The 21,925-nt window shown below is 69.6% G+C and carries 5 protein-coding genes and 2 pseudogenes; 4 read left to right on the forward strand and 3 right to left on the reverse strand.

Features of this window, described 5'->3' with window-relative positions; all coding sequences use genetic code 11:
* The first annotated feature begins 3 nt into the window (after window positions 1–3).
* The 3 genes from LXT12_RS04055 (at window position 4) to LXT12_RS04065 (ending at window position 3,342) form a co-directional block, all read left to right on the forward strand.
* The gene (locus LXT12_RS04055) at window positions 4–1,119 is read left to right on the forward strand and encodes an alanine racemase (protein ID WP_233389746.1); all 1,116 of its coding nucleotides are present in this window, start codon (window positions 4–6) and stop codon (window positions 1,117–1,119) included.
* 31 nt (window positions 1,120–1,150) lie between these two features.
* Window positions 1,151–1,714, forward strand: coding sequence for a cytochrome b (locus LXT12_RS04060; protein WP_255763471.1), 564 nt, complete (start codon window positions 1,151–1,153; stop codon window positions 1,712–1,714).
* Between the two features lie 275 nt (window positions 1,715–1,989).
* Window positions 1,990–3,342, forward strand: coding sequence for an aspartate aminotransferase family protein (locus LXT12_RS04065; RefSeq protein WP_233389749.1), 1,353 nt, complete (start codon window positions 1,990–1,992; stop codon window positions 3,340–3,342).
* Between the two features lie 712 nt (window positions 3,343–4,054).
* Here the strand turns inward: LXT12_RS04065 and LXT12_RS04070 are convergent.
* Together LXT12_RS04070 and LXT12_RS04075 are read right to left on the reverse strand one after the other, a co-directional pair.
* On the reverse strand, window positions 4,055–5,401 hold the full coding sequence (locus LXT12_RS04070) for a patatin-like phospholipase family protein (protein ID WP_233389752.1): 1,347 nt from the start codon (window positions 5,399–5,401) through the stop codon (window positions 4,055–4,057).
* Window positions 5,402–6,060: 659 nt separating this feature from the next.
* Window positions 6,061–6,342: pseudogene (locus tag LXT12_RS04075) on the reverse strand (IS5/IS1182 family transposase); the annotation flags it as partial.
* A 143-nt stretch (window positions 6,343–6,485) separates the two neighbouring features.
* On the opposite strand from LXT12_RS04075, the pseudogene LXT12_RS04080 reads away from it, so the two are divergent.
* Window positions 6,486–6,871: pseudogene (locus LXT12_RS04080) on the forward strand (chemotaxis protein CheB); the annotation flags it as partial.
* Between the two features lie 131 nt (window positions 6,872–7,002).
* On the opposite strand, the gene LXT12_RS04085 reads toward LXT12_RS04080, so the two are convergent.
* The gene (locus LXT12_RS04085; protein ID WP_233389755.1) at window positions 7,003–21,921 is read right to left on the reverse strand and encodes a PA14 domain-containing protein; all 14,919 of its coding nucleotides are present in this window, start codon (window positions 21,919–21,921) and stop codon (window positions 7,003–7,005) included.
* Between the last annotated feature and the right edge of the window lie 4 nt (window positions 21,922–21,925).

A 21,925-nucleotide genomic window follows, 5' to 3' on the forward strand; every position in this document is an offset into this window, starting at 1 on the left:
GTGATGAATGGGCGGCCTGCCGTACTGACCGTCGACCTCGACGCCCTGGCCAGCAACTGGCAGGCGCTGGCCCGGCTCACCGCGCCAGCCCGATGCGCGGCGGTGGTGAAAGCCGATGCCTACGGTCTCGGCGCCACACCGGTGGTACGACGCCTGCTGCAGGCAGGGTGCCGGGAGTTCTTCGTCGCCCGGGTCGACGAGGGCATTCGCCTGCGCGACTCACTGGCCGACGTCTGGCCTCGCGAAGCCCGCCTGTATGTGCTGCATGGTGCCCCCCGGGAGGCCGAGCAGGACTGCCTGACCTATGGCCTCGTGCCCGTGCTCGGCAGCCGGCAGCAGGTCGACCATTGGCGCGCGCTGGCCCGCAGGCTGGGGCGCGCGCTGCCGACGGCGCTGCAGGTGGACACTGCCATGTCCCGGCAGGGGCTCTCGCCGTTGATCCTTGCGCGGTTGATCGATGCGGACGACGGCCTGGCGGGCCTCGCCACCGAGCTGGTGATCAGCGACCTCGTGCACGCGCGGAACCCCCAACATCCCGCCAACCGGCGGCAGCTCGAACTGGTCCACCGCTGGCGCCAGCGCTTCCCCGCAGCGCGCGCCAGCCTGGCCTGCTCGGCCGGCATCTTCCTCGGGGCGGATTTTCATCTGGACCTCGTGCGCACCGGGGCCGCGATGTACGGGGCGACGCCGACCGTTGGCCAGCGCACCCCGATGCGGCAGGTCGTGCAGGTGCAGGCGCGCCTGCTGCACTGCCAGCACATCTCCACCGGCGAGCCCATGGGCGATCGAAACACCTCGCGCGCACAGCGTCCGACCCGGTTGGCGACCGTGGCGCTGGGGCCAGTCGGCGACTACCTGTGCGGCCCCGCATCCCACGGCAGGCTGCGCTTGCAAGGCCGCCGCATGACCTGGGTCGGGCGCCCGTCGACCGATACCGTCACCGTGGACATCACCGATGTCGATGACGAGCGGCTCACACCCGGAAGGCTGCTGGAGGTCCTCGACGAGGTCCAGGACATCAACGCCCTCGCCCAACTGGCACGGACGAATGCCTTCGAAGTACTGACCAGCCTCTGCGGCCGCTATCGTCGGCAGTACCGCGGCAGTGTCCCCCTCTGATTCAGCTCACACGCCACTTCGCCCCGCCGATATGAACGATCACACGACCACCGCAACCGACAGATATCCCGCCAGCATGCGATGGCTCCATTGGCTGCGGGCCGCCGCGGTGCTCGGCACGCTGACGGCGGGCATCGTGATGGTGAACCTGCCCGACGAGCTGCCAGTCAAATTCGAGTCGTTCTATCCCAATCACAAGCAATTCGGCCTGCTGGCGCTGATGCTGGCCCTGGCGCAGGGCCTGCTGCGCATTCGGCATCGCATGCCGGAGCCTCCAGCCGGCCTGGCAGCCTGGGAACGTACGCTGTCGAAATTCGCACATCGTGCGCTGTACGTGCTGATGATCGTCGTACCGCTGATGGGCTACTCGATGTCCAGCACCTTCGCCCAGAGCGACGGCGTGCCCTTCTTCTTCCTCGGTCACCTGCCCGAGTTGCTGCCCAAGAACGACAAGTGGTTCGAGGTCTTCAAGCTGTTGCATCGCGTGCTGGCCTACACACTGCTGGCGCTGGTGGTGCTGCACGTGGCCGGCGCGCTGAAGCACCGCTTCTTCGACAAGGGCAGACAGACCGACGTGCTCGGCCGCATGCTCTGAGGGCGGCGCTGCCGGGCGGAGCTGACCAAGGTCGGGGCAGCACTTCGCGTTCGCGTGCTGGGCGGCGGATCGCTCGTCGGGGAAGCACGCCACTCAAGCCTCGGCTGCGGACTCTGGACATTCAACCTGCCGAAACGTTAGCCGCCTTTGGCAGTGCGCGGACCGAGGGCCTGCCGATTCGGGCTACCTGCGCAGTCGCGGTGCACGACACCATGGCAGTGCACTAACCAACAACGTGAGCGAGGTCCGTCGTGATCGAAACTGAACTGGAATCCTTGAACTTTCCCGACGCACCGAAGATGGTGTCGGCCACCTTCCCTGGTCCCAAGTCGACCGCGGCACTGGAGCAGTCCGCGCAAACGGAATCGATGGCCCGCGGTGGCGGGCGCATGCCCATGGTCATGGATCGCGCCTTCGGCGTGACCTTCAAGGACCCGGACGGCAACACCTTCATCGACCTGTCGGCCGGTGTGGGCGTAAGCAGCGTCGGTCGCTGCCACCCGCGGGTGGTGGCAGCGATGCGGGCGCAGTCCGAGTCGCTGATGCACTCGATGGAGGTCAACAGCACCAGGCGCACCGAGTTGGCGACCAAGATTTCCGAAATCGCACCCGAGGGTCTACGCGGCAACTGCATCACCTACTTCGCGCAGAGCGGCAGCGACGCGCTCGAGGCTGCCGTGAAGTTCGCACGGCGCGTCACCGGCCGGCACCAGATCATCGCCTTCCACGGCGCCTACCACGGCGTCTGGCACGCCTCGGGCTCACTGACCACAGGCACCAACTACCGCAAGGGCTTCGGGCCGTTCATGCCGGGCGTGATTCACGCGCCCTACCCTTATGCCTATCGCTTCCCGTTCGACACGACACACAAGAGCGCCGAACGAATTGCGGGAGAGTACGTCGACTACCTGCTGAACACGCCCTATACCGCGGCTGATGACGTTGCTGCGGTCATCGTGGAACCTGTCCAGGGAGAAGGCGGTTACGTGCCGCCGGCACCCGAGTTCCTGCAGTTGGTCCGCAAGGCCTGCGACAAGAGCGGCGCACTGCTGATCGTGGATGAGGTGCAAGCCGGTGCTGGGCGCACCGGCAAGATGTGGGCGGTCGAGCATTCCGGCGTGAAGCCGGACATGATGACCTTCGGCAAGGGCGTCGGCGGCGACGTGCCGATGGCTGGGTTGGTCATGCGCAAAGACCTGGCCGCCAAGATTCCCGACGGCAGCGCACCCAATACCTTCGCAGCGAATTCCGTCTCGGCCGCCGTGGCCCTGACCAACATCGCCATCCTGCAAGATCCCTCGCTCGACTTGCTGAACCGCGCGCACGCACTGGGACAGGAAGCGCAGGACTACATCCGCGGCTTCAACAGTCCCTGGGTCGGCGAAGTCCGCGGTCGAGGCCTGATGATCGGAATCGAGCTCGTGGAGGACCGGGCTACCAAGGAGCCACTGAAGGGTGAGCGCCTGGGCCGGCTGATGAACCACGTCACGAGCCACGGCGTGCTGATGATCCCCTGTGGCCGATACACAAACGTCATGCGCGTCATGCCCTCGCTGACCATCCCACGCTCGCTACTGTTCAAGGCGCTTGACATCTTCGGCGAGGGCCTGGCGTCCCTGCGCGGTTGACGGGGATCGGCGGGGCTGGCTTTCGCGGTGACGCTTCAGCGACTTTCTCGCAGGATGCTCGCTCCATTGCGCAGGTCAAGACCAACTGCACCTGCGATATCTCGGCGCCTTGCCGCGAGGAATGATGGCCCGTGAATGACACCCTGCTCAATGCACATCGTCCAAGGCAGTGAGGTGTGGCTCCACGAGGCACAGGGGCGGCGCTACCTGGGCGCCTACAACAACGCCCCCGTCATCAGGCACTATCATCCGCGCGTCGTTGCGACCGCGCGCCGCCCACGCAAAGCACAGGCGGCGCCTCGCATGTTCACCTGCAGGCGCAGGGACTTACGCCCACGCCACGATGGAAGTCAGCCCCCTGGGCCTAAGAAGCTCCGGCAGCAAACGCTTACCCCCCAGCAGCGCTTCTGCCCTGCGGACCGCAACGGCTTATTGAGCTTCCCGAGCGCCGCACCTGCCTCGAATTCGCCGGCATCGGAGACCGCCTCAACGATCAGCGCCTTCCGCACGTGGCTGACGTCCTATCAGATACCAGTTCCAAGCAACTCCGCGCGGCGGTTGGAAGTTCAGCGGCTCGGCTCCAGGCGCAGCGGGTGGCGGGTTTGCCGTCAAGTCGGGCGGCGCAACGCAATGAAGCCTTCACTCTCTATCCGCCTTCTGGTTCGGCCTCTCCCACAGGTCAGTGAGGTCTTCAAGGCAGTGAGCGAAACATTCATGGACGGTCTGATGAAGCGGGTCGATCCAGTCCGGTCAAACCGACCTTCAGCCGATTGAAAGCCGGCGATTCGCGCAGGGCCGCAGCGCCCGCTTTCTGCAGCGCCTGCACGTCGCTCGCCTCGATCGTGAAAGCAGTCGGCACGCGCAAAAGGCTGTGCCGGATCCTGTCGTCCGGCACATCGTGCAGGCTCACGCTGACGATGTGAAGCTCGGCATCCGCAGCGAACGGGCTGCCAGGCTTGCCGCGGGTGCTCAAAAGTTCCTCCTGCCAGCGTCGGTTGTCATCGTGGAGCATCCCGAGCGTGACCTGTGTCTCGCGCGCTCCGGCACCGAAGACCAGAGTCTCGACGACCTGCCCCGTTGAGGGCACGCGATCGCTCGCGTCGATGCGCTCCGCCAGGCCCCGTTCCGAGTTGACCGTGATCAGGATCAAGCGGCGGATGGAGCCGGGTGCCGCGTCGGGGAAGGATGAGGCGATCGAGCCTCCGGCCAGCAGCCGGTCCAGCATCAGCCGAGCCCCCGTGTTGTCCGATACGCCGCCATCCACCAGATGGATGAAGGGGCGCTCCTTGGCGTCGCGGTAGCTGTCGGCGCTCAGGGCCAGCATCCGAGTGCGGTAGTCGGCGGTGCCAGCCGCCTTGTGGAAGGGCAGCGGCGCGGACGTGCACTCTCCGGCGTGGTTCTCCAGCGTCAGCGGCGAAAGCAGGATCGGAACGGCCGAAGAGGCGGCGATGGCGAACGACAGCGGAGTGCGGTCCAGGTCCGAGCAGATGAGGCCGAACTGCTCAGGTGTGAAGTCGAAAGGCGCCCCGGTGGTGAGGTCCGTGGCGGTCACCAGCAACTCGGGCGCGCCGGGGCGCGCCTTGAGGTCGCCGAAGCTGCGGCCGCGATAGAGCTCGTCGAGCCGCTGGACCAGGATGTGGCTGCGCCCGTACCACGGCGACGTGAGGTGGTACAGCCGCAGGGGCGCGAAGGCCTGCCTGATGAGGCCGGCCTCGAAAGGAACGAGCAGGAAGTCCGGTTCGAAGCGCGTCAGCGTCTCGTCGCCGAAGGCCGCGTAGTGCGCGGCCAGGATGCTGCCGCCCGAGACGCCGCTGACCAGCACGACCTGGTCCAGCAGCGTGGTGGGCCGGCCATCGAGGTTGAATTCCGTGGCCTTCATTTCCCGCAGCACCCCCAAGCCGAATGCTGCGGCACGGGCGCCACCACCCGACAACGTGACGGCGGCCGCCACGGGCGGAAAGGCGCGGCGCGGCGGCGACGGGGCCACCGCGAGCGCCCCTCCCGCCTCGGGCAGTCCTTCGTTGATCCAGGGGCGATAGGTGGAGCAGCCGGTCAGCATGGCCGCGGCAACCAACAGGCCCAGACGACAGGCATGGCTCACTGACCGCACGACCACTTCATTGCATCGCATCAAATTCCGACTCCGTTCCCATCCGCCATCGCAGCACCAAGCCCCGACACAGCATAGTGTTACCGCTTGAACGATGGGCCGCCCGTCTCGGCCAGCCAACCTGCGGCGTGGGGAAGAACAGGACTGTGAGATCACGGCGGGCAGCCGATCGTTCAACCTGCGTCCAGCTTGAAGATGGCAACCGCCGCCTTCTTGCGGCGGCTGCTCGGCGGTGAAGCCCGGCCCGCTGTGACCGCGAACCAACTAACGGGGTGGGCGGGCATCCAAGGTTGTTAGGCCCTCACGCAGCGCAAAGCGCGTAAGCTCCGCAACGCTCTGGATCTGCAGCTTCGCGTAGACGTGTTCGCGATGCGTAAGCAATAGTGCAGATCGAGATATCGCCAAATGTCTGCATTCATCAGGAACAGATCCGGTCAATTTTTGGCACGCCGGACGGAACAACCGACGCCACGGACGTTACCAGTTTAAGCAAGACTCTCGAATATCATGGCACTACAACCGTTTCGTTTTCCGTAGATGAAAAGAGCGGATGCGCGCCGCTGGTCACTATGGTTTCGTCTAAGTAGTCGGCCCTGAACAACTCGTTTTCAGCGGCGCGTCGCGGTGCTCTGCCGTCCCGCGCAGATGCCGAGAGGCAATGATGGGGTGAGCAGTTGCCAGAGCAGCGAGGCCGCCATACCGACGGCGCCGAGGACGACGCAATAATGCACCCGCAGGTGCCGCAGGATCATCCGCAGGTTGTGCCCGGCGCCGCACAGCAGCGCATGCAAGGCGTCGCCTTCCGGGCCCTTGAGCCAGTTCCTGCCCAGCAGCCCGTCGGCCTTCATGTGTCCGATCATGGGCTCCACCACCTGGCGCCGCTTGAGCAGCTTCTGCAGCCGCGTGGGCAGTCGCCACGTTTGGCTGATCAGCAGCCGCGCCCCACATGCGGGCTCGACGCCGCGATAGCCGCGGTCGGCCAGAACGATCTCGGGCATCTTGCCAGTGAGGATCTCAACCTGCTCCAGCTGAGGTGCGCGAAGCGCGCCAGGGCGACCGCGTGCTGCCCGGCCGGGTGCTGATCGCCCCCGGCGGGCGCCACATGCAGCTCTCGCGCAGCGGTGCGTAATACCAGGTGAACGTCTCCGATGGCCTGCCGGTGAACCGCCACCGGCCTTCGGTCGACGTGCTGCTGCGCTCCGTGGCCCGCTGCGCCAGCTTCAACGCGCTGGGCGTGTTGATGACGGGCATGGGCGACGACGCGCGCGCGGCCTGCTGGCGATGCGCGAGGCCGGCGCCTTGACGCTGGCCCAGGACGAAGCCAGCTGCGTCGTCTACGGCATGCCCGTGGAGGCGGTCAAACTGGGCGCTGCGGAGAGGAGCATTCCGCTGACGCCGGCGGGGCGGCGGGGGCGATAGCGCCAAAGGGCAGCCGTGAGAGCTGAGACCCGCGTCAGCCGGGCGATGGCTGAAAGCCTGGCAAACCGGGGGGCGTCCAGGTACGTCCCCAGCGGACGCTTGCGACCAAGGTCGCCACCGCGCGTTCTGGCTCACCCACCGGCACCGGCCACGACGTGCAGTGTCGAGGTCGTCACCCAGTCCCCTCCTTGCAACTCCAGCACGGCGTAGTCGACCAGCGAGTGGCCGGACGCATCGACGCCGCTCGAGAGTTCCTGCAGCATGCCGCCGCCGGACAGGTTGATGACGTCGCCACTGTCGAGCTTGAGCGTGAGGTCGTGGCTGGCGTCGGTGATGCTGGTGATCGCGAGGCTGGACAGGTCGATCAGGCCTGCGCCGCCGTTGCGCAGGTCCAGCGTCTCCACGTTGGTCACCGCATTGATCAGTGTGGCAACGTCGAAGCTGCTGCCCAGCGTGGCGAACTTCAGCACGTCGATGCCCGCACCGCCGTCGGCCGAAGCGAGGTCCGCCGGCGAGGCCGCCACCAGCATGTCGTCGCCTGCGCCGCCCAGCAGCACGTCGGCGCCGCCGCCCCCCGTGAGCGTGTCGTTGCCATCGCCGCCGCTGAGCGTGTTCGCCGCCGAATTGCCGGTGATCTGGTTGTCCGACGAATTGCCCGTGCCGTCGATGGCCGAGGCGCCGGTCAGGGTCAGGTTCTCGACGTTGGCCGCCAGCGTGTACGACACCGAGGCGTGCACGCTGTCCGTGCCGGCGCCGGCGTCCTCCACCACCACGTCGCCGACGTTGTCGACGATGTAGGTGTCGTTGCCCGCCCCGCCGGTCATCGTGTCCGCGCCGGCCCCGCCGTCGAGGAGGTTGTCCCCGCCGTTGCCGGTGATCTGGTTGTCTAGCGCATTGCCGGTGCCACTGAGATTGGCGCTGCCAGTCAGCTGCAGGTTCTCGACGTTGGCCGTGAGCGTGTACGAGACCGAGGCATGCACGCTGTCCGTGCCTCCCCCGCTGCTCTCGATGACCACGTCGCCGGCGTTGTCGACGACATAGGTGTCGTTGCCCGCCCCGCCGGTCATCGTGTCCGCGCCGGCCCCGCCGTCGAGCAGGTTGTTGCCGGCGTTGCCGGTGAGCACGTTGGCAAGCGCGTTGCCGGTGCCGTCGACGGCGGCGCTGCCGGTCAGCACCAGGTTTTCGACGTTGGCTCCGAGCGTCCAGCTCACGGACGCCTGCACGGTGTCGCTGCCTTCGCCGGCATTCTCCGTCACCGTGTCGCCCAGATTGTCGATGACATAGGTGTCGTTGCCCGCCCCGCCGGCCATCGCGTCGGCGCCCGTGCCGCCGTCCAGCACGTTGTCGCCGGCATTGCCGGTGAGGGTGTTGGCCAGCGAGTTGCCCGTGGCGTTGATGGCGGCGCTGCCGGTCAGCACCAGGTTCTCGAGGTTGGCGCCGAGGGTCCAGCTGACCGAGGCCTGCACGGTGTCCGTGCCCTCGTTGGCGCTCTCCGTGACCACGTCACCCAGGTTGTCGACCACGTAGGTGTCGTTGCCAGCGCCGCCGGCCAGGCTGTCGGCGCCGGCGCCGCCGTCCAGCACGTTGTCGCCGGCATTGCCGATGAGGGTGTTGGCCAGCGAGTTGCCCGTGGCGTTGATGGCGGCGCTGCCGGTCAGCACCAGGTTCTCGAGGTTGGCGCCGAGGGTCCAGCTGACCGAGGCCTGCACGGTGTCCGTGCCCTCGTTGGCGTTCTCCATGACCACGTCGCCGGTGTTGTCGACCACGTAGGTGTCATTGCCCGCCCCGCCAGCCATCGTGTCGGCGCCGGCGCCGCCATCCAGCACATTGGCCGCGGCGTTGCCGGTGATGCCGTTGTCCAGCGCATTACCGGTGCCGTTGATGGCGGCGCTGCCGGTCAGCACCAGGTTCTCGACGTTGGCGCCCAGCGCCCAGCTGATCGAGGACTGCACGGTGTCCGTACCCTCGCCAGCGTTCTCGGTGACGGTGTCGGCAGCGTCGTCGACGACATAGGTGTCGTTGCCCGTGCCGCCGATCAGCGTGTCCGCTCCGGCGCCACCGTCGAGCGTGTCGTTGCCGGCCCCGCCGGTCAGCACGTTGGCCGCGGCGTTGCCGGTGATCACGTTGTCCAGCGCGTTGCCGGTGCCGTCGATCGCGGCGCCGCCGGTCAGCACCAGGTTCTCGACATTGGCCGTCAGCGAATACGTCACCGACGACTGCACGGTGTCGGTCCCCTCGTTGGCGTTCTCGGCCACTACGTCGCCCGCGTTGTCGACGACGTAGATGTCGTCGCCGGCCCCGCCGCTCATGGTGTCGGCGCCGGCGCCGCCGTCGAGCACGTTGGCGGCGGCGTTGCCGACGATGGCGTTGGTCAGCGCGTTGCCGGTACCGTTGATGGCGGCGCTGCCGGCGAGCACCAGGTTCTCGACGTTGGCGCCGAGGGTGTAGGTGATCGACGACTGCACCGTGTCGGTCCCCTCGCCGCTGTTCTCGGTCACCGAGTCGCCGGCGTTGTCGACGATGTAGGTGTCGTCCCCCGTCCCGCCGGCCAGGGTGTCGGCGCCGCTGCCGCCCATCAGCAGGTCGTTGCCCGCGCCGCCGGTGAGGGTGTCGCCGGTCGCGTCCGCCGCGCCCGTGCCGGAGGACAGGGCGTTGAGGGGGATCAGGCCCAGCGACGTGTCGTTGGGCGTCTGCCAGTAGAGCTTAGCCGCAGCCGTGCCGACGCCTTCGGTCATCGTCATCACGATGCTGTTGTAGCCGGCCTGCAGGGTGATGGAGGCGACGGCCGAATTCTGGCCGTTGTAGGCGGACTGGGTCAGCAGCGTCGTGCCGTTCAGGGTCAGCGTCGCGGTGTCGTCAGCAAAGAACTGGAACTTGTAGGTGCCGTAGGCCGGCGCGAGCAGGTTGCCGCTCCACCGCACCGAGAAGTTGTCGGAGGCGGCGACGCCCGGCGCAAAGCTGCCGTCGGTCCTGAAATCCACCACCTCGTAGCGGGTGAGCACCGGGCTGCCGGACCAGGCACCGTTGTTGTAGTACTCGCCCTTGAGCCCCAGTTGGGGAGAGGCCTGGGACACCAGCACGTCGTTGCCGGCGCCGCCGGCGAGCACGTCGGCCCCCCCGCCCCCGAACAGCCAGGAGCCGGTGCTGGCCGCGGTGAGCGTGTTGGCCGCGGTATTGCCCTCCAGGCGCACGGCCGTCGTCCCGCCGGTGGCGTCGATGGCACCGGTACCGGTGAGGACCAGCGCCTCCACATTGGCCGGCACGGTGTAGCTGACCGACGAGTAGACGGTGTCGGTGCCGGAGGAGGCGGCCTCGGTGACGACGTCGCCCGCGTTGTCGACGACGTAGGTGTCGTCGCCGGCACCGCCGGCCAGGGTGTCGGCGCCGGCGCCGCCGTTCAGCACGTTGTTGCCGCCGTTGCCGGTCAGGGTGTTGGCGGCGCCGTTGCCGGACAGGTTGTAGTCCGCATAACCGCCCGTCAGGTCCAGCGTGCCGCCATAGTGCAGCACGTTGCCGTTCGTGAATCCGCCCAGGGTGGCCGAGCCCCCGCCGCTGATGCCGCTGGCCAGGGTGCCGTTGAGCGGCTGGTAGACGAGCAGGCCGCTCTCGGTGCCGGTGAGCGAGCCCATGTTGATGTTGGCCAGCACCTCGGCCTGCGTGAGCGCGCGGTCCCAGATGCGCACGTCGCTGACCACGATGTTGGGATAGGGGTCCACGCCCCAGCCGGACTTGCCGACCAGGAACTGCCGCGACACGTCGTTGGGCAAGCTCATCGTGCCCGAGGCGCGCGACACGCCGTCCGCATAGACCGTGGCCGAGCCCTGGGCATCGATGGTGAAGGTGATCTGGTGCCAACCGGTGCCCAGGGAGGGCGTGGTCAGCGTGCCGCCCCAGGCAGAGCCGGTGTAGGTCTGGGCGACGATCTGGGTGCCGCTCATCGAGACGATGACGTTGTCGTAGCCCTGAACACCGATGTCGAAGATGCGTGACCACGTGGTCTGGCTGGCGGGGATATCCACCCAGGCCTGCAGCGTCATGTCGCCACCCACCGTCACCGTGGGCAGTGCGAGGTACTGCCCGACCGTGCCGTCGAGCTTCACGCCGTCCCGCAGCATGCCGTTCTCGACGTTGGCCGCCAGCGTGACGTTCGCCAGGCCGATGATGGTATCGGTGCCTTCGCCGCTGTTCTCCGTGACCACATCTCCGCTGTTGTCGACCCAGTAGGTGTCGTTGCCGGTGCCGCCGACCATGGTGTCGGCGCCGTTGAGGCCGTTCAGCGTGTCGTTGCCCGCCGCGCCGTTGAGCGTGTTGGCGGCCGTGTTGCCGATGATGAGGTTGTCGCCGGCGTTGCCCGTGCCGCTGATGGCGCTGGTGCCCGAGAGGACGAGGTTCTCGACGTTGGCGCCCAGCGTGTAGGTGATCGACGAGACCACCGTGTCGGTGCCTTCGCCCGCGTTCTCGGTGACGACGTCGCTGGCGTTGTCGACCGCGAAGACGTCGTTGCCCGTGCCTCCGATCATCGTGTCGGCGCCGCTGCCGCCGTCCAGCACGTCGTTGCCGGCACCGCCGTCGAGGGTGTTGGCGGCACTGTTGCCGATGAGGGTGTTGTCCCCGCCGTTGCCGGTGCCGTTGATGGCCGAAGTGCCCGTCAGGATGAGGGTCTCGACGTTGGCCGGCAGCGTGTAGGTGACCGAAGAGCGGATCGTGTCCCAGCCGGCGTTGGCCGCCTCGACGACCACGTCGGCGGCGTTGTCGACGATGTAGACGTCGCTGTTGCCGTCGCCGGCCATCGTGTCGGCGCCGGCGCCGCCGTCGATGACGTTGACGCCGGTGTTGCCGGTGATGCTGTTGGCCAGCGCGTTGCCCGTGCCGTTGATGTTGGCACTGCCGGTCAGCACCAGGTTCTCGAGGTTGGCGCCCAGCGTCCAGCTGATCGAGGACTTGACGGTGTCCGTGCCCTCGTTGGCGTTCTCCGTGACCACGTCGCCTGTGCTGTCGACGACGTAGGTGTCGTTGCCGGCGCCGCCGGCCAGCGTGTCGTTGCCCGCGCCGCCGTCCAGCACGTTGTCGCCGCTGTTGCCGGTGATCGCGTTGTTGTCGCCGTTGCCCGTCCCGGAGATGCTGGCGCTGCCGGTGAGCGTGAGGTTCTCGACGTTGGCCGCCAGGGCATAGCTCACCGAGGCCTGCACGAGGTCGGTGCCTTCCCCGGCGTTCTCGGTGACCACGTCGGCCGCGTTGTCGACGACGTAGATGTCGTTGCCCGTGCCGCCCACCAGCGTGTCGGCTCCGGCGCCGCCGTCCAGCGTGTCGTTGCCGGTGCCGCCGGCGAGCACGTTGGCGGCCGAGTTGCCGGTGATCAGGTTGTCCAGCGCGTTGCCGGTGCCGTCGATCGCCAGGCTGCCCAGCAGCACGAGGTTCTCGACGTTGGCCGACAGCGCGTACGTGACGGTCGAGCGCACGGTGTCCATGCCCTCGCCGGCGTTCTCGGTGACCACGTCGCCCGCGTCGTCGACGAGGTAGGTGTCGTTGCCGGCGCCGCCGGCCAGGGCGTCGGCGCCACTTCCGCCGTCGAGCACGTTGTCGGCCGCGTTGCCGGTGATGGTGTTGGCCAGCGCATTGCCGGTGCCGTCGATGGCCGCCGAGCCGGTCAGCACCAGGTTCTCCACATTGGCGGCGAGCGTGTGCGTCACGGAGGCCTGGACGGTGTCGATGCCCTCGCTGGCGTTCTCGACGACCACGTCGCCCGCGTTGTCGACGACGTAGGTGTCGTCGCCCGTGCCGCCGGCCAGCGTGTCGGCGCCCGCGCCGCCGTCCAGCGTGTCGTTGCCGCCGCCGCCGCTCAGCACGTTGGCCGCGGCGTTGCCGGTGATGACGTTGTCCAGCGAGTTGCCGGTGCCGTCGATGGTCGCCCCGCCGGTCAGCACGAGGTTCTCGACATTGGCCGCCAGCGTGTAGGTGACCGAGGCGCGCACGGTGTCCGTGCCCTCGCTGGCACGCTCGTTCACCACGTCGCCCGCGTTGTCGACGACGTAGGTGTCGTTGCCGGTGCCGCCGGCCAGGGTGTCGGCGCCCGCGCCGCCGTCCAGCACGTTGTCGCCGGCGTTGCCGGTGATCTGGTTGTCCAGCTCGTTGCCGGTGCCGCTCAGGTTGGCGCTGCCGGTCAGCACGAGGTTCTCGACATTGGCGCCCAGCGTCCAGTTCAGCGAGGCGCGCACGGTGTCGGTGCCCGCGCCCACCGCCTCGACGACGGTGTCGCCCGCGTTGTCGACGATATAGGTGTCGTTGCCCGTTCCGCCGACGAGGGTGTCGGCGCCCGCGCCGCCGTCGAGCACGTTGCTGCCGCCATTGCCGGTGATGACGTTGGCCAGGTCGTTGCCCGTGCCGTCGATGTTGGCGTTGCCGGTAAGGGTCAGGTTCTCGACGTTGGCCTCGAGCACGTGGCTGGCCGAGGCCAGCACGGTGTCGGCGCCTTCGCCGACGTTCTCGACGACGATGTCGCCCGGGTTGTCGACGACGTAGGTGTCGTCGCCGGCGCCGCCGGCCAGCGTGTCGGCGCCGGCCCCGCCGTCGAGCGTGTTGTTGCCGGCATTGCCCGTGATCTGGTTGTCGAGCGTGTTGCCGGTGCCGCCCAGGTCGGCGCTGCCCGTCAGCACCAGGCTCTCGACGTTGGGCGTGAGCGTGTAGCTGATCGACGAGCGCACGGTGTCGGTGCCTTCGTCGGCGTTCTCCAGCACCAGGTCGCCCGCGTTGTCGACGACGTAGGTGTCGTCGCCCGCGCCGCCCGCCAGGGTGTCGGCGCCCGCCCCGCCATCGAGGACGTTGGCCGCCACGTTGCCCGTGATGACGTTGGCCACCGCATTGCCCGTGCCGTCGATCGCGGCGGTGCCGGTCAGCGTCAGGTTCTCGAAGTTGGTCGCCAGCGTCCAGCTGATCGAGGCGCGCACCGTGTCGACGCCCTGGCCGCTGGCCTCCACCAGCGTGTCGCCGATGTTGTCGACGACGTAGGTGTCGTTGCCCGCGCCGCCCGCCAGGGTGTCGGCCCCGGCGCCGCCGTCGAGCACGTTGTCGCTCGTGTTGCCGGTGATGTTGTTGGCCAGCGCATTGCCGGCGCCGTCGATGGCGCCGCCGCTTTCGTCGAGCACCAGCCGCTCGACGTTGGCCGAGAGTGTGTAGCTGACGGTCGCGATGACGGTGTCGGTGCCTTCGCCGCCGTTCTCGACCACCACGTCGCCCGCGTTGTCGACCCGGTAGGTGTCGTTGCCGGCGCCGCCGGCCATGGTGTCGGCGCCGGCACCGCCGTCGAGCACGTTGTTGCCGGCGTTGCCCGTCAGCGCGTTGGCCAGCGCGTTGCCGGTGCCGTCGATGTTGGCGCTGCCCGCCAGCACCAGGTTCTCGAGGTTGGCGCCCAGCGTCCAGCCCAGGCTGCTGCGCACCGTGTCCGTGCCCTCGCCCGCGTTCTCGACGATGGCGTCGCCGGCATCGTCGACGACATAGGTGTCGTTGCCCAGGCCGCCGACGAGGGTGTCGGCGCCCGCGCCGCCGTCCAGCACGTTGTTGCCGTTGTTGCCGGTGACGACGTTGGCCAGCTCGTTGCCGGTGCCGTTGATGTTGCCGTTGCCGGTCAGCGTGAGGTTCTCGACGTTGGCCTCGAGCACATGGCTGGCCGAGGCCAGCACGGTGTCCGTGCCCTCTCCGGCGTTCTCCACCACCACGTCGCCCAGGTCGTCCACCACGTAGGTGTCGTCGCCCGCGCCGCCGGCCAGCGTGTCCGCCCCGGCGCCGCCGTCCAGCCGGTTGCTGCCGGCGTTGCCGGTGATGGCGTTGTCCAGTTCGTTGCCGGTGCCGTTGAGGTTGCCGTTGCCGGTCAGCACCAGGTCCTCGACGTTGGCGCCCAGCGTGAAGCTCACGCTGCTGCGGACCGTGTCGCTGCCCTCGCCGGCTGCCTCGGCCACGGTGTCGCCGACGTTGTCGACGAGGTAGGTGTCGTCGCCCGCGCCGCCGGCCATGCGGTCCGCGCCCGCCCCGCCGTCGAGCACGTTGTTGCCGGCATTGCCGGTGATCTGGTTGTCCAGCGCGTTGCCCGTGGCGTCGATGTTGGCGCTGCCGGTAAGCACCAGGTTCTCCACGTTGGCAGGCAGCGCCAAGGTCACCGACGAGCGGATGGTGTCCGTGCCCTCGCCGGCGTTCTCGGTGACCACGTCGCCGGTGTTGTCGACGACGTAGGTGTCGTCGCCCGCGCCGCCGATCAGCGTGTCGGCGCCGCCGCCGCCGTCGAGCACGTTGTTGCCGGCATTGCCGACGATGCGGTTGCCCGCGCTGTTGCCGGTGCCGTTGATGTCGGCCGTGCCGGTGAGCGTCAGGTCCTCGACGTTCTCGGCCAGGCGGAAGCTCGTGCTGGCCAGGACCACGTCGTGGCCTTCGCCGACGTTCTCGGTCGCGGTGTCGCCGGCGTTGTCCACGTAGTAGGTGTCGTCCCCCGCCCCGCCGGCCATGTGGTCGGCGCCGACCTTGCCGTCGAGCACGTTGTTGCCCGCGTTGCCGGTGAGCACGTTGTCCAGCTCGTTGCCCGTGGCATCGGTGTCGCCGCTGCCGGTCAGGGCCAGGTTCTCGACGTTGGCCGAGAGCGTCCAGCTCAGCGACGCGATGACGCTGTCGTTGCCTTCGCCGGCGTTTTCGGTGACGGTGTCCCCCAGGTTGTCGACGACGTAGGTGTCGTCGCCCATGCCGCCGGCCATGCCGTCGGCGCCCGCCTTGCCGTCGATGAGGTTGTTGCCGCCGTTGCCGGTGATGACGTTGGCCAGCGAGTTGCCGGTGGCGTTGACGTCGGCGCCTCCGGTGAGCGTGAGGTTCTCCAGGTTGGCGCCCAGCGTCCAGCTCACCGACGACTTGACGAGGTCCGTGCCCTCGCCCGCGTTCTCCGTCACGGTGTCGCCGGCGTTGTCGACGACGTAGGTGTCGTTGCCGGCCCCGCCGGCCAGGGTGTCGGCACCCGCGCCGCCGTCCAGCACGTTGTTGCCGGCGTTGCCGGTGATCACGTTGGCCAGCGCGTTGCCGCTGCCGTCGATGTCGGCGCTGCCGGTGAGCGTGAGGTTCTCGACGTTGTCGCCCAGCCGGAAGCTCACGCCGGCGAAGACGGCGTCCACGCCTTCGCCGGCGGCTTCGGTCACCGTGTCGCCGGTGTTGTCGACGAGGTAGGTGTCGTTGCCCGCGCCGCCGGCCATCTGGTCGGCGCCCGCGCCGCCGTCGATGAGGTTGTTGCCCGAATTGCCGGTGATCTGGTTGTCCAGCGCGTTGCCGGTGCCGCTCCAGTCGCCGCTGCCGGTGAGCACCAGGTTCTCCAGGTTGGCACCCAGCACGTAGCTGAAGCCGGCCTTGACGGTGTCGATGCCCTCGTTCGCGTTCTCGACGATCAAGTCGCCCGCGCTGTCGACGACGTAGGTGTCGTTGCCCAGGCCGCCGGCCATGGTGTCGTTGCCGGCGCCGCCGTCGATGACGTTGTTGCCGACGTTGCCGACGATGGCGTTGTCGAGGTCGTTGCCGGTGCCGCCGATGCTCGCGGTGCCGGTGAGGGTGAGGTTCTCGACGTTGGCGCCCAGCGTGAAGCTCACGCTGCTCTTCACCAGGTCGGTGCCGCCTCCGGCGGACTCGGTCACGGTGTCGCCGGCGTTGTCGACGATGTAGGTGTCGTCGCCCGCGCCGCCGCGCATGGTGTCGGCGCCCGCGCCGCCGTCGAGCACGTTGTTGCCGGCGTTGCCCACCAGCACGTTGTCCAGCTCGTTGCCGGTGGCGTCGATGTTGGCGCCGCCGGTCAGGTCCAGCTCCTCGACGTTGGACGACAGCGCGTAAGTCACGCTGGAGCGCACCGTGTCCCAGCCTGCGTTGGCGTCCTCCGTGACGGTGTCGCCGACGTTGTCGACGACGTAGGTGTCATCGCCCGCGCCGCCGGACATGCTGTCGGCGCCGGCCTTGCCGTCGATCAGGTTGTCGCCCGCGTTGCCGATGATGACGTTGGCCAGCGCGTTGCCGGTGGCGTCGATGTTGCCGCTGCCGGTGAGGGTGAGGTTCTCGAAGTTGTCGCCCAGCGTCCAGCTGATCGAGGAGCGGACGGTGTCGGTGCCCTCGCCGGCGTTCTCGGCGATGGTGTCGCCGGCGTTGTCGACGACGTAGGTGTCGTCGCCCGCGCCGCCGGTCATGGTGTCGGCGCCGGCCTTGCCGTCGAGCACGTTGTTGCCGGCGTTGCCCAGCAGCACGTTGGCCAGCTCGTTGCCGGTGCCGTCGACGTTGGCGCTGCCGGTGAGGGTGAGGTTCTCGACGTTCGCGCCGAGGACGAAGCTCACGCTGCTCCTGACCAAGTCGGTGCCCTCGCCCGCCGCCTCGGTGACGGTGTCGCCGGTGTTGTCGACGATGTAGGTGTCGTTGCCCGCGCCGCCGGCCATCTGGTCGGCGCCCAGGCCGCCGTCGATCAGGTTGCTGCCGCTGTTGCCGGTGATCCGGTTGTCCAGGGCGTTGCCGACGCCGGTGGTGTCGCCGCTGCCGGTGAGCACCAGGTTCTCGAGGTTGGCGCCCAGTGTCCAGCTGATCGACGCACGCACCGTGTCCGTGCCCTCGCCCACCGCCTCGGTGACCACGTCGCCCACGTTGTCGACGACATAGGTGTCGTCGCCGGCGCCGCCGACCAGGGTGTCCGCCCCGGCGCCGCCATCGAGCACGTTGTTGCCGGCGTTGCCGGTGATGGCGTTGTCCAGCGCATTGCCGGTGCCGTCGATGCTGGCCGTGCCGGTGAGCGTCAGGTTCTCGACGTCGTCCGACAGCACATAACTCGCCGACGCCTGGACGAGGTCCGTGCCCTCGCCCGGGCGCTCGACGACCACGTCGCTGCTGTCGTCGACGACGTAGGTGTCGTCGCCCGCGCCGCCCTCCAGCCGGTTCGTGCCCGCGCTGCCCGTCAGCACGTCGCCGTAGGCGGAGCCGATGAGGTTCTCGACCTGCGAGAGCACGTCGCCCTGCGCATCCCCGCCGCTGCCGCGGCCTGTGGAGAGGTTCACCGTCACCGCCTCGGCCGAGGCGGCGTAGCTGGCCGTGTCCACCCCGGCGCCACCGATCAGCGTGTCGGCACCCGCGCCGCCCACCAGCAGATCGTCGCCGGCACCGCCGTCCAGGCGGTTGGCGGTGGCGTTGCCGATGAGGGTGTCGGCCCAGGACGAGCCCGCGAGGTTCTCGATGCTGTCGTAGCTGTCGCCGGCTGCGTCGCCGGTGTTGGCCGAGGGGTCGGCCAGGCTGGCCGTGACGCCCGCGGCCGCACCGGCATAGCCGGCGGTGTCGCTGCCGGCGCCGCCGACCAGCACGTCCGCCCCGGCGCCGCCGATCAGCAGGTCGTCGCCGGCCCCGCCTTCCAGGCGGTTCACGCCGGCATCGCCTTCCAGCGTGTCGGCCGAGGCGCTGCCCACCAGGTTCTCGACCGAGACGTAGGTGTCCCCGGCGGCATCGCCCGCGTTGTCGGACGGGTGGGTCAGGCTGGCCCTCACGCCGGCGCCGGCGCTGGCGTAGGTGACGGTGTCGGTACCGCTGCCGCCATCCAGCACGTCGGCACCCGCGCCGCCGTCCAGCAGGTCGTTGCCCGCACCGCCGACGAGGCGGTTGTCACCCGCGTCGCCGGTCAGCACGTCGTTGAAGGCCGAGCCGATCAGGTTCTCGATGCCGGCCAGGGTATCGCCCTGGGCGTCTCCGCCGCTGCCGCTGCCGGCGGCCAGGCTGACCTGAACCGCCTGCGCCGAGGCGCCGTAATCGGCGGTGTCGTTGCCCGCGCCGCCCTGCAGCGTGTCGGCGCCCGCGCCGCCGACGAGCACGTCGTCGCCATCGGCGGCGGTGATGACGTTGGCCTGGTCGTCGCCTTCCAGGCGGTCGTCGTAGTTGCTGCCCGCCAGGTTCTCGATGGACAGGTAGCTGTCGCCCGCCGCCGCCCCGGTGTTCGTGGCCGGGGCGGCCAGGCTGGCGCGGACGCCCGCCGCCGCGCTGGCATAACTGGCCGTGTCGCTGCCGTCGCCGCCGTCCAGGGTGTCGGCCCCGTCGCCGCCGTCCAGCACGTCGTCGCCCCGCCCGCCGGTCAGCACGTTGCGGCCGGCGTCGCCGGTCAGCACGTCGGCGAAGTCGGAGCCGATGAGGTTTTCGATGCCGGAGAGCCTGTCGCCTTCGGCGTCGCCGCCGCGCCCGGTGCCGGTGCCCAGGTTGACCTGCACGCCGCCGCCCGAGCCCGCATAGGTGGCCGTGTCGGTGCCGTCGCCGCCGACGAGGGCGTCGGCACCGCTGCCGCCGTCCAGCAGGTCGTCGCCGCCGCCGCCGTCGAGCATGTCGTTGCCCGCGGCCCCCGCCAGCGTGTCGTTGCCGGCATTGCCGTAGAGCTTGTTGGCGCTGGCGTCGCCGGTGAGCACGTCGGTGAAGGCGGTGCCGGCCAGGTTCTCGATGGACTGCAGCTTGTCGCCCTCGGCATCGCCTCCGCTGGCCGTTCCCTTGCCCAGGTCGATGGTGACGGCGGCGCCCGAGTCGGTGTAGTCGGCCGTGTCGCTGCCGTCGCCGCCCTGCAGCGTGTCCGCGCCGCCACCGCCCACCAGCACGTCGTTGCCGCGCCCGCCGTCCAGCACGTTGGCCCCGGCATCGCCCACCAGGCGGTCCGAGAAGCGCGAGCCGACGAGGTTCTCCACGTTGGCCAGCACGTCGCCCAGGGCCTCGCCGCCGCTGCCCGGCGTGCCGTCGAGCCAGACGCGCACGCCTTCGCTCGAATGCACGTAGGTGGCCGTGTCGCTGCCGGCGCCGCCGTCGATGGCGTCCGCCCCCGCGCCCCCTTCGAGCGTGTCGTCGCCGGCCCCGCCGACGAGTTGGTCGTTGCCGGGGTTGCCGATCAGCACGTTCGCGCCGGCATCGCCGACCAGGACGTCGTCCAGCTCCGAGCCCTCGAGGTTCTCGATGCTGAGGTAGCGGTCGCCCGCGGCCTCGCCGGTGTTCTTGCCGGGGTCGGCCAGGTTGGCGGTCAGGCCCTCCTGCGCATCGACGTAGCTGGCGGTGTCGCTGCCATCGCCGCCGTCCAGCACGTCGGCGCCCTCCCCGCCCTCGAGCGCGTCGTCGCCGATGCCGCCTTCGAGCTTGTTGACCCCGGCGTCGCCGACCAGCAGGTCGTCGTGGGCCGAGCCGACGAGGTTCTCGATGTCCTGCAGCCGGTCGCCCTCGGCGTCGCCTCCCTTGCCCTGGCCCGTGCCCAGGCTCACCTCGACGCCGCCCGACGAGCTCTCGTAGGTGGCGGTGTCGGTGCCGGCGCCGCCACGCAGCTGGTCGGCACCGCCGCGGCCCTCCAGCAGGTCGTCGCCCGCGCCGCCGTCGAGCAGGTTGGCGTCGGCGCTGCCGCGCAGCACGTCGTCGTGGGTCGAACCGGTCACGTTCTCGATCGAGGCCAGGGTGTCGCCCTCGGCCTCGCCGCCCTTGCCGGTGCCGGACTGCAGGTCGACCGTGACGGCCGAGCTGGAGTTGCCGTAGAACGCGGTATCGCTGCCGGCGCCGCCGATCAGCTGGTCGGCACCGCCGCGGCCCTCCAGCACGTCGTTGCCCGCACCACCGTCGATGCGGTTGGCGGCCTCGTCGCCACGCAGCATGTCGTCGTGGCTGCTGCCGGCGAGGTTCTCGATGCTGTCGAAGCTGTCGCCCTCGGCGTCGCCGCCGTGGGCCGTGTTGGCCGCCAGGTCGATGTCCACGCCGGCCGGCGAGCCGTCCCAGCTGGCCGTGTCGCGGCCGGTGCCGCCGATCAGCACGTCGGCGCCGCCCCCGCCCACGAGCGTGTCGTTGCCCGCCCCGCCGTCGAGGGTGTCGTTGCCGGCGCCGCCGTTGAGCCGGTCGGCGCCGACGAGTCCGAAGACCTTGTCGTTGCCGGCGCCGGCATCGATCACGTCGCCGAGGCCGTAGGCCGGGAAGACGATGCCCGCCTTGCCGGAGGCGTCGGTGTAGGCCATGTCGGCGGCGCTCGTCACATCGCGCACGATGGCCGGCAGCGTGAGCTTGCCGTCGAGCATGGAGCCGCCGACGTCGGCGGTCGCGGTGACCACCAGGTCGAAGGTGGTCGGCGCGGAGGAGGCGGTGTCGGAGACGACCGCATAGCGGATCATGACGCTCAGGTGCGTGGCCGCGGTCGGGTCGGCGGGCAGCGTCACCTCCCAGCCGTCGGCGCCCTTGGTCGCGCCGATCACCTCGAAGCCCTCGGGCAGGCCGCCGATGACGACGCTCTTGACCAGCGGCGCCTGCTTGGCCGAGATGGAGATGTCGAACCAGCGCGCCCAGCCGCTGCCCATGCCCTGGCCGCCGTCGCCGGTGAGGACGTCGTCGCCCGAGGTGCCCGTGATGACCTCGGCCGCCGCCTGCGCGGCGGGGGAGAAGTCGGTGGCCGAGGCCGCCGAGCCACCCGAGCCGGTGACCGTGGTGCCGCCCGGCGTGGTCGCCACGTCCTGACCGGTGACGTTGTGCAGCAGGCCGGCGATGGTCAGCGTGGCGACCGCGGGCGGCGGCGGGGGCGGCCCGCCCGGCACGCCGCTGTTGGCGGCCGGCGCGGGCGTGATGACCAGCGTGATCGGCGGGGCCTGCTCGTGGAACTCGGCCTTGCCTCCGGCCTCGCCGGCGGCCGGCCCCGAGACCATGCCGCCGTCCAGCGCCGGCTTGGGCGGCGGCGGCATGTCGCTGGCCGCCTCGTGCGCCTGCGCCGGGGGCGCGGCATCCTGGCTGGTGTTCTTCTCGACGGTGCGCAGCAGCGTGTCCGTGATGTTGACAGGCCCCGCCTGGGCGACCAGCGAAGCCACCTCGGCGCTGCCGTCCTGGAACTGGACGGCGAAGGCCGGGTCGGTCAGCGAGCGCAGCGCGGCGCCCTGCAGCACGTGCTGGGTGCCGTCGGGCAGCACCAGCACCAGGTCGACGCCGGCCACGAGGATCTTGGTCAGCGCGGCGCGCGACAGCGCGAGCTTGATGACGGATTCGCCGGTCGGCGAATGGATGACGACTTTGCCCGTGACGGTGTCCATGGAC

This window comes from Pelomonas caseinilytica (assembly GCF_021353235.1).
In the GTDB taxonomy this organism is placed as follows: domain Bacteria; phylum Pseudomonadota; class Gammaproteobacteria; order Burkholderiales; family Burkholderiaceae_C; genus Pelomonas; species Pelomonas caseinilytica.